Annotated in this window: 9 protein-coding genes; 1 reads left to right on the forward strand and 8 read right to left on the reverse strand. The window is 74.0% G+C overall.

What is annotated here, in order from left to right; genetic code table 11:
* Positions 1-612 precede the first annotated feature (612 nt).
* From ligA to ACFRAV_RS21185, 3 genes are all read right to left on the reverse strand, one after another.
* A complete protein-coding gene (gene ligA / locus ACFRAV_RS21175; protein WP_382557823.1) occupies positions 613-2691 on the reverse strand; it encodes an NAD-dependent DNA ligase LigA in 2079 nt (692 codons plus the stop codon).
* A 197-nt stretch (positions 2692-2888) separates the two neighbouring features.
* Positions 2889-4337 carry a hypothetical protein gene (locus ACFRAV_RS21180; protein WP_382557825.1) on the reverse strand — a complete coding sequence of 483 codons (1449 nt, stop codon included), beginning with the start codon at positions 4335-4337 and terminating at the stop codon, positions 2889-2891.
* Entirely contained in the window at positions 4334-5401 is a 1068-nt protein-coding gene (locus ACFRAV_RS21185) for a 5'-methylthioadenosine/S-adenosylhomocysteine nucleosidase (RefSeq protein WP_382557827.1), read from the reverse strand. Before ACFRAV_RS21185 ends, ACFRAV_RS21180 begins: the two co-directional genes overlap by 4 nt.
* Positions 5402-5467: 66 nt before the next feature.
* Here ACFRAV_RS21185 and ACFRAV_RS21190 point away from each other — a divergent pair, with 66 nt between their 5' ends.
* Positions 5468-6103 (forward strand): hypothetical protein, encoded by a 636-nt coding sequence (locus ACFRAV_RS21190; protein WP_382557829.1) that lies wholly within the window; start codon positions 5468-5470, stop codon positions 6101-6103.
* Positions 6104-6147: 44 nt separating this feature from the next.
* Here ACFRAV_RS21190 and ACFRAV_RS21195 read toward each other — a convergent pair whose 3' ends face one another.
* From ACFRAV_RS21195 to ACFRAV_RS21215, 5 genes are all read right to left on the reverse strand, one after another.
* On the reverse strand, positions 6148-7929 hold the full coding sequence (locus ACFRAV_RS21195; protein WP_382557830.1) for an acyltransferase domain-containing protein: 1782 nt from the start codon (positions 7927-7929) through the stop codon (positions 6148-6150).
* 122 nt (positions 7930-8051) lie between these two features.
* Complete coding sequence (locus ACFRAV_RS21200) at positions 8052-8321, reverse strand: acyl carrier protein (protein ID WP_108952142.1); 270 nt, start codon at positions 8319-8321, stop codon at positions 8052-8054.
* A gap of 183 nt (positions 8322-8504) precedes the next feature.
* On the reverse strand, positions 8505-9719 hold the full coding sequence (locus tag ACFRAV_RS21205) for a ketosynthase chain-length factor (RefSeq protein ID WP_382557831.1): 1215 nt from the start codon (positions 9717-9719) through the stop codon (positions 8505-8507).
* A complete protein-coding gene (locus ACFRAV_RS21210; RefSeq protein ID WP_108952140.1) occupies positions 9716-11038 on the reverse strand; it encodes a beta-ketoacyl synthase in 1323 nt (440 codons plus the stop codon). Before ACFRAV_RS21210 ends, ACFRAV_RS21205 begins: the two co-directional genes overlap by 4 nt.
* A gap of 219 nt (positions 11039-11257) precedes the next feature.
* Positions 11258-12847, reverse strand: a complete 1590-nt coding sequence (locus tag ACFRAV_RS21215; RefSeq protein ID WP_382557832.1) for an acyl-CoA carboxylase subunit beta — start codon at positions 12845-12847, stop codon at positions 11258-11260.
* Positions 12848-12935 lie beyond the last annotated feature (88 nt).

The raw sequence follows: 12935 nt of genomic DNA on the forward strand, positions 1-12935 counted from the left end.
AAGCACGAAGCCCGCGCACCGTCAACGACCGCTCCAGCATGCGGAATTGACGGCGCCGTCCGGCTGCGGCGGGGTGCGCGGCACTCCCCCGCGGTGGGGTGGAACGGTCCGGGGGCGGAAGCGGGAGCGGGAACGGTGGTGCGGGGCGACCCGTCCGGGGGGCGGAAGCGGGGCAGGCCGGCGACCCCGTCGGTCACCGCGCGGGCCCGGCAGAGCGAGACGGGCACGGGGGCGGGGCCCGACCGGAACAGGCGGTCACCGGCGCGGGACGGCGAGGGGAGCGGGTCCGGTGCGGACGCCCGACGGCCCGCGCCGCGCCGGCGGGGACGCCGGGACGCGGTGCGGGTCGTGGGAGCGGGGGGCGCTGGGGCCGATCGGGCCGGGCCTCAGCCGGAACCGGCCCGACCGGGCCGAGTCAGGGTCGGGGCCGGAACCGGGGCCGGGGCCGAAGCCGGAGCCGGGGCCGGAGCCGACGCCGGAAGCGGGGCCCGAGCCGGAGCCGACGCCGGAAACGGGGTCCAAGCCGGGCCGACCGAGGCCGAGCCGGGGACCGAGGCCGGCCGATCGGGGCCGAACCGGAACCGGAGCCCTGACCCCTGCCCGGGCGGAGGTTCAGCTCAGCAGGTCGCCCAGGAGCTCGGCGAACTCCTCGGGGGTGAGGACCCGCACCCCCAGCTGCTCCGCCTTGACGGCCTTGCTGCTCGGCTTCCCTCCCACCGAGGGCGCCGCCACCAGGTACGCCGTCTGCGCGGTGACGCCGTCGCCGGACTTTCCGCCCGCGCGCTCGATCAGGTCCTTCATCGCGGTGCGGCCGAGCTCCGCGAGCGGGCCGGTCATCTTCCCCGTGACGACCACCTTCATCGGGCGGCCGTCCTCGCCGACGAGCGGACCCTCGCCCGCGCCCTCGCCGACCGGTTCGGTCATGGTGGCTCCGGCGGCGATCATCTTGTCGATCACCGGTGCGAGTTCGGCGAAGGCGGCGACGATGCCCGGCGCCTTCTCCGGGCCGATGCCCTCGACATCCCGCATCGCCTCCGCGTCCGCCGCGCGGATCGCGTCCATGGTGCGGAAGTGGGCGGCGATCCGCTGCGAGAGGCGACGCCCGGTGTTGCGGATGCCGAGCGCGCACACCTGGCGGCTGAGCGGCTTCAGCCGGGCGGCCTCGAGCTGCGCGACCAGGTTCGCGCCCCGCTTCTCGCTGCCGGCCGCGGCCGACAACGTCTCCAGGTCCAGCGTGTACAGGTCGGCGATGTCGGCGACCGCGCCGGAGGCGACGAGCGCGTTCACGTACATGGTGCCCAGACCGTCGATGTCCAGGCAGTCGCGCTGCGCCGCGTAGGCGATCAGCGCGGGCAGGCGGCAGGCGGCGCCCTTCACGCACCGCCACCGCTCCTGGCTCCGGTCGATGTCGCCGCCGCAGTGCGGGCACGCCTCGGGCAGCGGCACCTCCACGGCGTCCGCCGGGCGCAGCCCGACGACGGCGGCCTGGACGCGCGGGATGATGTCGCCGGCCTTGTACACGGTGACGGTGTCCCCGATGTGCAGGTCGCGCCGCCGTATGTCTGCCGGGTTGTGCAGCGTGGCGTACTCGACGGTGGTGCCGTCGAGCTCCACCGGCTCCAGCCGCGCCCGCGGGGCGAGCACCCCGGTGCGGCCCACGTTCCACTCGACATCCAGCAGCCGGGTGGTCCGCTCGACGGCCGGGAGCTTGTACGCGATCGCCCAGTAGGGGAAGCGGGAGCCGAACCCCGCCGCGCGCTGCTCGGCGACGTCGTCGGCCTTGACCACGACGCCGTCGATGCCGAACGGTAGGGTCGGCCGCATCGCCTGGATCTCCTCGACGCGCGCCTGCGCCTCCTCGATCGTGCGCACGCACCGCAGCGCGGCCGGGTTGTCGCGGGTGGTGCGCACGCCCGCCGCCGACAGCAGCGCCAGCACCTCGCTGTGCGGGGCCGCCGCGGGCAGGAACGCTCCGCCGTCCAGGTCGACGGCGCCGTACGCCCAGAAGGTCAGGGCCAGCCGGTAGGGCCGGTCCTTGGCGCGCAGGGTGCCGGCCGCGCCGTTGCGCGGGTTGGAGAACACCTTCGCGCCGTGCTCCGTGCGGATCCGATTGGCGTCCTCGAACTGGGCCTGGGTGAAGAGGACTTCGCCGCGCACCTCGACGGTGGCCGGGGTCTCCAGCCGCTCCGGGAGCCCATCGACGGTGCCGATGACGTGGCTGACGTCCTCGCCGAAGCGCCCGTCGCCGCGGGTGACGACCTGGACCAGCCGCCCGTCGCGGTAGCGGGCGGCGATCGCCGCGCCGTCGAGCTTGGGCTCCACGGTGTAACCGCCCTCGACCGGGCGGCCCAGTCTGCGCTGGAGGCTCTCGCCCCAGGCGGTCAGCTGCTCGGCGGAGAAGGCGTTGTCCAGGGAGAGCATCGGCACCGTGTGCGCGACGTCGCCGACCGGGGCGGCCCCCGCCGCGACCTGGTGGGTGGGCGAGTCGGCGGCCGCCTGGCCGGGGTGGGCCTCCTCGTAGGCGGCGACGGCCAGGAGCTCGCGGTCGTACGTCGCGTCGTCCATGACGCTCTCGGCGGCGATGTCGCCGTCGCCGCCGTAGTACGCCTGCGCGGCGGCGCGGACGCGGGCGATCGCGGCCTCGTACTGGGCAGGGGTGGTCAGCGCCTCGACGGCGGGAGAAGTCGTCATGGGGAACACTCTTCCGCAGGGGTCCGACAATCCGGAACGCGCTGTTCAGCTTCCGAAGCGCGCTGTTCAGCTTCCGAAGCGCGCTGTTCGGCTCCCGAAGCGCGCGTTCAGCGCCCGAAGCGCGCTGTTCGGCTTCCGGGGCGGCGGGCACGGACGCGGCGACGCCCGTGCCCGGCGGCGGCCCCGGCCGCGCGGGCTCAGTTGCTGCTGCCCTGCATACGGCGAAGGATCGAGGCCAGGTCGGAGTCGGCGGGCCGGGCCGCGTTGTCCGCCCGGCTGGGCAGGATCACCAGTTGGTCGCTAAAGCGGTCGCCGAACTCCCGGTCCAGACCGACCCCGATGAAGCCGCGCCTGACGTCGGCGTCGGCCTCGCCGTCCCCGGACCGGTGGGGCAGCGACACCAGCGCCGCCTGCGAACTGAGGGCGCTGCCGTGGACTCGCTGCCAGCGGTCGGCGACCATCCTCCGGCACTCCTCGGTGCTCATCTTGCTCAGCATCGTGTTGGCCCGCATCGACGCGCTGGAGAGGCTTCCCGCCAGGTGGAAGAAGTTGTTGATGGTGTACCTGCTGCGCCGCCACATGTAGGCCCGGTAGGGGACGCTCCGCGGCAGGTAGCCGGGGGTGACGTTCAGCCACAGTTCGTCGTAGCTGCGGTTCTCCTCGTTGTGGAAGTCGTTGTCGAGCTCCTCCAGCCAGATGCCGGAGGTCCAGCCGTAGGTCTCGCCCTCCATGATCAGGATGCGGGTGAACTTCTCCTCCAGCTCCTGGGTGGCGTAGTCGAAGAGCGCCCCGATCGCGCCGAGCGTCAGGGCGTGCCTGCCTCGCATGTACCGCAGCAGGAGATTGGCGTACTCGAGCAGTTCGTTCTGCTCCGACTTCGGGAACTGCTCGATGTAGTTGCGCTGCCGGGCGATGCCGACGATCTCCTCCGGCGTGATGCCGGGGGGCACCTCGCTGGAGAAGTCGATCCCGGTCGGTGTGGGCCGCAGCAGCAGGCTCCAGGGGTTCGGGAACGTCTTGAAGTTCTTCAGCAGTTCCGGAGTGGTGTCCGCGAAGTGCTGGGTGCACGCGGTGCAGAAGCAGCTCGCCTCGACCCTGCCGACTTCCCCGCTCATCCCCCACAGATCGGTGACGTCCAGGGCGACGCCCTGGAGCCCGTAGCCCGGCTTGCGCGAGGCGACCTCCTGGACGATGTCGATCCCGGTGCCCAGGATCGCCCCCAGCACCTCGGTGGACCGCGGGTTGGCGATGCACGGCTGCGGGGACGTCACCCCGCTGATGTCGCAGATCTGCAGGCCCTCACCCGGGATGTACCCCATGCTGGGGCAGAAGGTGAGGATGATGTCCTTTCTCGCCGTGAGGAACTCCTCCACCACGTCCTCGAAGCCCTTGAGGCTCTGGGAGGGCTGCGCGTGGGACGACAGCGGCACCCCCCTCAGCCCTTCGACCTCGTACAGCAGTCCGTCGGCCTCCGAGACGGGCAGCGCGACGGCCTTGGGATCCACCCCCCAGGTGTCCTTGAACTCCTTGAGCAGGACGGCGGGACTCTTGTACCGCAGGACGGACAGGCTCGGGATGTCGAGGACCCCCTCGCCCGCCGACCGTGACACGTTGGAGATGCTGAAGGTACGGCGCTTGTGGCTCATGTGTTCTTCCTCCATCGCACCAGGGCCCGAAGCCCTTCCGGTGACACTTCCAGCCGACCGCCGGGGCTCCTGCGCAGGTAGCCGCGGCGCAACAGCGAGCCGACGACTTCTCGGACGCCTTCACGGGTGAGGTGCGGAACCGCCTCGGCGGCCAGCGGCCCGACGTCCGCCTCGGCCGTCCGGCCGTCGGCGCTGCGGGCCCCGTGGCCCGCGATGGCGCGCAGCAGGTCCCGCTCCACCTTCGGGAAGGTCCACTGCAGACCGTCGGCGACCAACGGGAGCGGTTCCCGCCGCGGCGAGCGGCCCTGGGGCGACACGTGGGCCGTAGCGGGTTCCCGTTGCCCGGTCCGCGGGTCGAACAGGGCGAGCAGGGCCACCGCCGCTTCCGCGGCCTTCGCCGCGGCCGCCTTCTGGGTCCCGGCCGCGTCCGCCACATGCTTCTCCGCGTCCGCCTTGTCGCTGATCCCGCGCACGACCAGGGCGTCCAGCCCGTCCGCCAGGTGCGCGGCCTCCGCCAGCCCGGCGCCCTCCATCTCCAGGGCCAGCGCGTCGTTGTAATGCCCGCGCAGGTGCGTGGCGATGTCGGACGCCGCGTCGGCGAGCACCACGTCGCCGGACGCCACGGCACCGACGTGGACGTCCGGCCGGCCGCGGACGGCGGCACGGACGGCCTGTTCCAGACGGTGGGCGACGGGCCAGGCCTGCGGACGGACCAGGAAGCCCTCCGGGGTGCTCTTGCCGCCGTGGATGCCGTACACCTTGCTGCCGAAGACCACGTCCCCGATCTCCACGTCGCCCTTGAGGGATCCCGCGACGCCGACGAACAGCACCATGTCCGCCTCCAGCCAGGCGACCAGCCGCTCGGTCAGCACGGCCGTCGTACGGGACCCCATGCCGGCCTCGACGAGGGCGACCCGCCAAGCCGTACCGCTCAGGCGGCCGTACTCGACGCGGGTGCCGTGGGGGTGGACGAGTACCTTCTCCACCGTGACGTGTTCGCGGACCGACAGGTACTCAACGGGCAGCGCCGTCAGAACCAGCGCAAGCGGTGCAACGTCCGACATTCGCCTAGTGTAGGGCGAACTGGGCTGTGGGAGACCGTAGTTGTTGCCGATTTGTGGGGGGGCTCGATGGAATCGGGGCGAGAGGATCAGGCCGGTGGCGGGCTGGGGCCGGCACACCTTCTGGTCACGGAGTACCAGGTGATCAAGGAGGAACAGAAGGCGAGGATCGGGTTCCGGGACAACCTGCTGTACGTGACGCTGGCCGCGGTCACCGCCGTCATCGCCGCCGCGGCACAGGCGAAGTCGGTGGTCCTGCTGCTCTCGCTGCCACCGGTGTGCGTGATCCTCGGGTGGACCTACCTCGTCAACGACGAGAAGATCTCCGCGATCGGCCGGTACATCCGCACCGACCTGGGCCCGCGCCTGGCGGCGACCCTCGGAGCGCCGCCGGCGGCGGCGGGCGGCCCGCACGTGACGGCGGCGGCCGGGACGGAGCTCTTCGGCTGGGAGAGCGCCCACCGCACGGACGCCCGCCGGGGGTCCCGGAAGCTGATCCAGTGCGTGGTCGACCTGAGCGCCTTCTGCCTCGTCCCACTGGGCGGCCTCGTGCTGTTCTGGGTGGACGGCGACCGGGAGGCCGCGCTGCTGGCCGTCTCGGCCGTCGAGGCGCTGAGCACGCTCGTTCTCGCCTGGCAGATCCTCCTGTACGCGGCGCCGTTCGGCACGCCGCCGGACCCGGACGGCGCCCGGCCGCCCGGGTGATCTGCCGGGCGCGCCCGGGTCCGGGCGCTCACGCCCTCACGCCCTCACGCGCTCAGGGCCTCCGCACGGGCGGGCGAGGGGACGGGGGCGGCCGGCAAGGTCCCCTCGCTCCAGGTCCACAGGCGGGACACGGCGTCGAGGTCGAGGTCGTGGCCCTCGGTCCAGATCCGGGCCGCCGCCCCCAGCACCGACTGGCGGTCGGCCTCCGCCGTGCCGGCGCGGGACGGCAGCAGCGGGGTGACCGCCCCGGCGCCGAGCCGCACCGAGCGGTGGCGGCGGGCGAAGGCGGTGAGGGTCTGGCGGGGGCCGGCCTCGACCAGCAGGACGTCGTCGGCGGCGAGCAGGTCGTCCAGCGCGTCGCGGAAGTGGACGGTGTCGGTGATCTGGCGGGCCCAGAACCGCGGGTCGCGGGCGTCGTCGGGGCTCATCGGGCCGCCGGTGTAGCCGGAGTACAGCGCCGCCCGCGGCTCGCGCAGCGGGAGCGAGCGGTAGTCGGCCTCGACGGCGTCGGAGGCGGGCGCCATCGCCGGGGAGTGGAAGGGGCTGGTGGCCGGGACGGTCACTGCGGTGAGTCCGTCGGCCTTCAGACGGGCCGCCACGCCGGCCAACGGCTCGCTCGCGCCGGCCAGCATGACCTGCTGGTTGGCGTTGACCGCGGCGATCGCCACCCCGTCGACGAGGTAGGGCCGCAGCCGCTCCTCGCTCGCGGCGACGGCGAGCATGCCGCCCGCCGGGATCTTCACGGCCTCCCTGACCCGCGCCATGACCATCGCGACGGCGTCGGGCAGGCCGACCACCCCGGCGAAGGTCGCCGCCACCAGCTCGCCGGCGCTGTGGCCGAGGAAGGCGACCGGCTTCACGCCCCAGCCGAGGATCATGCGGCCGAGCGCGTAGTCGACCGCGAACAGCAGCGGCTGGGCGCGCCGCACGTCGTCGATGTCGATCGCCGCGTTCCTCGGGTCGAGCCAGTCGGCGCGGATCCGGGCGCCCTCCTCCCCCATGTGGGACAGGGCGGCGTCGACGGCCGCGGTGAAGACGGGCTCACGGCGGTAGAGGCCGGCGGCCATGCCGGCGTGCTGGGAGCCCTGGCCGGGGAAGAGCAGGGCGACGGGGCGCGGCCGGGCGGCGTCGGCGGCGCGGGCCCGCCGGACGGTGGGGGCGGCGAGCGCGGAGACGGCGACGGCGGCGCCCCGCACCGCTCCGGCCGGGGCGCCGCAGGGCAGCGCCGCGGGGAGGGAGGGGAAGGCCCGGCGGTCCATGTGCTCGAGCGCGGTCAGGAGTTCGCCGCGCACCCGGGTCTCCTCGTCGGCGGTGCGGCCGGACCACAGGACCAGCCGGTGGCGGTCGGGGTCGGAGCCGCGCGGCACGGGCGGCAGCGGGCGCAGCGGCGGGGCGGTGTCGGCGCCGCGCGGGGCACGCACGTCCAGGACGCCGAGCACGGAGTCCGCGTCGGCCACCGCCTCGGCGGCGCGCTTGACGGCGTACACGGTGATGGTCTGGGCGTCGGGTTCGCCGAAGCCGGCGACCAGGACGAGGTCGGCGGAGCCCTCGTGGAGTTCGTGGTGCGCGCGGCGCAGGGCGGCGCCGGGCGCGGTGGTGGTCCGCACGGCGAAGCCCTCGTGCTCCGCGCCCAGCGCGGGGTCGATCGTTGCGGAGCCGACGACGACCACGGTGCGGGCCGGCAGGTCCTCGGGGGAACGGCCGAAGGCGCGCAGCACGGCGGAGACGGCGGTGGCGGACGCCGCGACGGGGGCGGTCCCCCGCGGGGCCGGGCCGGGCCTGACGATCAGTCGGCGCACGACGGCGCTCTGGGACGTGAGTGACATGGGTGCCTCCTCGTGGAGCGCGGATCCGGCCGCGTGTGCCCGTGGTCCTTCTGCGGGGGGGGTGCGACCGCCCCGCCCCCGCCGGGGGAGTGCGGGGGCGGGGCGGCCGCGCGGTGTCCGGCTCAGGCGGCGGTGGCCGAGCCGGCGTTGATGAGGGCGAGGAGCGCGCGCGGGGTCTCCGCGTCGACCACCGCGTCGTCGGGGATGCTGATCCCGTAGTCGCGCTGGATCTCGCCGATGACCTGGAGCAGGGCCAGGGAGTCGTAGCCGAGGTCCATGAAGGGCGTGTCGATGACGTCGCCGTCGAGGTCGACGCCCTCCTCCTCACCGGCGCTCTCGCGGAGCATGCGGGTCAGGTCGGCCAGGGTCACGGTGGCGGTGGTGGTGGTCATGGCTGGTGCCGTCCTCTCGGTTGGGCGCGATGGGTGGTGCGGGACGAAAAGGGCGGGCGCGAGGAGCACGGAGCCGCCCCGGGCACGCGCGGCCACAGGCGGGCCGTGCGTGCCCCCGGAGCCCGAGGGCGCCGGTTCCGGACCGCGGCGGTCTGCCGCGGGCGGGGTCCTGGGCGCTCCGGCTCAGCCGGCGCGGCGCAGGACGAGCGCGGCGTTGAAGCCGCCGTGGCCCCGGGCGAGGACGAGCGCGGTGCGCAGGTCGGCCTCACGCGCCTCGGTGACCAGGTCGATGGTGTGCTCGGGAGCCGGTCCCGCCACGTTGACGGTGGGCGGGACGACGCCGTCGCGCAGGGCGAGGAGGGCGGTCGCCGCGTCGAGGGCGGCGCCCCCGGCGAGCAGCCGGCCCGTCATGGTCTTGGGGGCGGTGACCGGGACGCCGCCCGGGCCGAACAGTTCGGTCAGCGCCTGGGCCTCGGCCCGGTCGAGCTCCGGGACGCCGGAGGCGTCCGCGAAGACGACGTCGACGTCGGCGGCGGTGATCCCCGCGTCGGCGAGGGCGTTCTCGGCGGCCCGGCGCAGGCCGGGCGGGCGTCCGGTGCCGGGCGCCGGGTCGAGGGTGGCGGCGTAGCCGGCGACCTCGCCGTAGACGTTCCCCGCGTCGCGGGCGCCGGCCGAGCCGGCGTCCTCGACGACCAGGATCGCGCCGCCCTCGCCGGGCACGTATCCGGCGGCGTCGGCGGAGAACGGGAGGAAGGCGCGGGCCGGGTCGCCGACCGTGCTCATCAGGCCGGAGGCGATCTGCGGCACCCAGCCCCAGGGGCACAGGGCGGCGTCGACCCCGCCGGCGACGACGGCGGAGAAGCCCTTGCGGATGTGGCGGCGGGCGTGGCCGATGGCGTCGATGCCGCCGGCCTGCTCGGTGAGCAGGACGCCGCTGGGGCCGCGGAGCTTGTGCCGGATGGAGATCTGGCCGGTGTTGACCGCGTAGAACCAGGCGAAGGACTGGTAGGCGCTGACGTACTCCTTGCCCTTGCTCCACAGGTTCTGGAGCTCGCGCTGGCCGAACTCGACGGCGCCACCGGACGCGGAGGTGACCACGCCGATGCCGTACTCGGGGAACTCCCCGACGTCCAGGCCCGCGTCGGTGAGGGCCCAGTCGGCCGCGGCGAGCGCGAGCCGGGTCATGTGGTCGGTCTGCGGCATCAGCCGGCTGGGGATGTGTTCCTCGGCGACGAAGCCGGGCACCTCCCCCGCGACGGTCGAGGGGTACTGGGCGGCGTCGAAACGGGTCACGGGCCCGAGGCCCGACTCGCCGGCCAGGGTGGCCTTCCAGTAGTCCTCGGTACCCAGGCCGTTGGGGGCGGTGATCCCCAGGCCGGTCACCACTGCGGTGGTCATGCGGTCCTCCTGTCCGGACGGGCCAGCACCATGGCGCTCTGGAACCCGCCGAAGCCGCTGCCCACGCTGAGCACCACGTCGGCCCTCTTCTCGCGGGCGGTGAGCGGGATGTAGTCGAGGTCGAGGTCCGGGTCGGGCTCGTGCAGGTTGGCGGTGGGCGGCAGGACGCCGTGCTCCATCGCCAGGGCGCAGGCGGCGATCTCCAGGGAGCCGATGGCGCCGAGCGAGTGGCCGATCATCGATTTGATGGAGCTGACCGGGGTGCGGTACGCGTGCTCCCCGAGGCTGCGCTTGAAGGCGCCGGTCTCGTGCCGGTCGTTCATCTTGGTGCCCGAGCCGTGCGCGTTGACGTAGTCGACGGTGTCCGGCGCGAGGCGGGACTCGGCGAGGGCGGCGTCGATGGCCTCGGCCATCTCGATGCCCTCGGGCTTGAGTCCGGTCATGTGGTAGGCGTTGCAGCGGGAGGCGAAGCCGGCGATCTCGGCGTAGATGTGCGCGCCGCGCCGCTTGGCGCTCTCCAGCTCCTCCAGGACCAGGATGGCGGCGCCCTCGCCCAGGACGAGGCCGCTGCGGGTGCGGTCGAAGGGCCGGCAGGCGCTCTCCGGGGTGTCGTTGCGCGGGGTGGTGGCCAGGATGGCGTCGAAGCAGGCCGAGGTGATCGGGGAGATCGGGGCCTCGGTCGCGCCGGCGATCATGACGTCGGCCGATCCCTCCCGGATGAGTTCCACCGCGTGGCCGAGCGAGTCGAGTCCGGAGGTGCAGCCGGTGGAGACGACCGCGGCCGGTCCCTCCGCCCCGGCGGCCCTGCCGACCTCGGCGGCGATGGAGCTGGGCACGAAGTGCCGGTACAGCTCGGGCACCGCGTACTCGTGGTCGACGTTCCACTTGCGGCCGCTGTCGCTGACCACGGCGTACTCGCGCTCCAGGCTCGTGGTGCAGCCGACCGCGCTGCCCACCGCGGTGCCGACGCGGCCCGGGTCGAGGGAGGCGATCTCCAGTCCGCTGTCGGCGAGCGCCTCGCGGGTGGAGACGACCGCGAACTGCGCGGCCCGGTCGAGTCTGCGGGTCTCCTGCTGGGACAGGCCCGCCAGGAGCGGGTCGAAGTCCGCCTCGGCGGCGACCTGGGAGCGGAACGGTGAGGGGTCGTAGAAGGAGATCCTGCGGGTGGCCGTGCGGCCCGCGGTGAGCAGGTCCCAGTACGCCTTGACACCGACCCCGCCCGGCGCGACGACGCCCAGGCCGGTGATGACGACTCTGCGCGTGGTCTGCCTGGCCTTCGACGAAGCCGGGTGCGCGGCCGCGCTCCGGCCGGCTGGCACTGTGGGGGTCACTGTCGATCCCTTCGTCCGTGCTGTCGGGCTGTCGGGGTTGTCGCGTTGCTGTACGGCGGGCCGGAGGGGGTCCGGGGGTGTGAACCCCCTCGGCCGGCCTGCCCGGCGGCGGCCCCTTCGTGACGGGCCACCGGTGTCCGGTGAAGCCATGGAACGTCCGGCCCCTAGAACCGGACTCGTGTTCGCGTGGATGGGTCCGCGGCCCGCTCAGGTGGGGACGTTCCCGTGCTTGCGCGAGGGCGTCTCGGCCCGCTTGGCGCGCAGCATGGCCAGCGAGCGGATCAGCACGGCACGGGTCTCGCCGGGGTCGATGACGTCGTCCACCAGGCCGCGCTCGGCGGCGAAGTACGGGTGCATCAGCTCGGTGCGGTACTCCTCGACGCGGCGGGCGCGGACCGCCTCCGGGTCGTCGGCCGCGGCGATCTCGCGGCGGAAGATGACGTTGGCCGCGCCCTCGGCGCCCATCACCGCGATCTCGTTGGTGGGCCAGGCGAAGGACAGGTCGGCGCCGATGGACCGCGAGTCCATGACGATGTACGCGCCGCCGTACGCCTTGCGCAGGACGAGGGAGATCCGCGGCACGGTCGCGTTGCAGTAGGCGTACAGCAGCTTGGCGCCGTGCCGGATGATGCCGTTGTGCTCCTGGTCGACGCCGGGCAGGAAGCCGGGCACGTCGACGAGGGTGACCAGCGGGATGTTGAAGGAGTCGCAGGTCGACACGAACCGGGCGGCCTTCTCGCTGGCGTGGATGTCCAGCACGCCGGCCAGCGCCGAGGGCTGGTTGGCGACGATGCCGACCGGGTGACCGTCGAGCCGGGCGAGCGCGCACACCACGTTGGGCGCCCAGGCCTCGTGCACCTCGAAGGTCTCGCCGTCGTCGACGATCTCCTCGATGACCGCGCGGATGTCGTAGCTGCGGCCCGGGTCGGCCGGCACCAGGTCGGTGAGGGCGTCGGTGCGCCGGTCCGCGGGGTCCTCGCAGGGCACGACGGGCGGCAGTTCGCGGTTGTTGGAGGGCAGCAGCGCGAGCAGGAAGCGCACGTCCTCCAGGCAGTCGGCCTCGTTGTCGTAGGCGAAGTGGCACACCCCGGAGGTGCCGGCGTGCACGTCGGCGCCGCCGAGCCCGTTGTGGGTGATGCTCTCGCCGGTGACGGCCTGGACGACGTCGGGGCCGGTGATGAACATCTGCGCCGTCTCGCGGACCATGAACACGTAGTCGGTGAGGGCGGGCGAGTAGGCGGCGCCGCCGGCGCAGGGGCCGAGCATCACGCTGATCTGCGGGACGACGCCGGAGGAGGCGACGTTGCGGCGGAAGATGCCGCCGTAGCCGGCGAGGGCGGTGACGCCCTCCTGGATCCGCGCGCCCGCGCCGTCGTTGAGGCTGACCAGCGGCGCTCCGGCGTCGGCGGCGAGGTCCATCACCTTGTGCACCTTGGCGGCGTGCGCCTCGCCGAGGGCTCCGGCGAAGACCCGGAAGTCGTGCGCGTAGGCGAAGACGGTGCGGCCGTGGACCAGGCCCCAGCCGATCACGACGCCGTCGCCGTGCGGCTTGCGCTCCTCCAGGCCGAAGCCGTGGGCGCGGTGCCGGCGCAGCGGCTCGATCTCGGTGAAGGTGCCCTCGTCGAAGAGGAGTTCGAGCCTCTCGTGGGCGGTGAGCTTGTTCTTGGCGTGCTGCCGCTCGGTGGCCGCCGGGTCGGGGCCGCGGCTCACCTCCTCCTTGAGGCGCCGCAGTTCCGCGGTGGCGCGGCGCAGGTCGGGGGCGGCACGGCCGAGGGTGATTTCGTCGAGGATCGTCATCGGCCGAACGTAGGAACGCGGCCTTGAGACGTGCTGGAGGAGCCCTCCGATCGCCTCCCCCCGCGTCCCGCCGGCGCCCCGTGCGCCA

Origin of the sequence: Streptomyces sp. NPDC056600 (assembly GCF_042792855.1) — a bacterium.
In the GTDB taxonomy this organism is placed as follows: Bacteria; Actinomycetota; Actinomycetes; order Streptomycetales; family Streptomycetaceae; genus Streptomyces.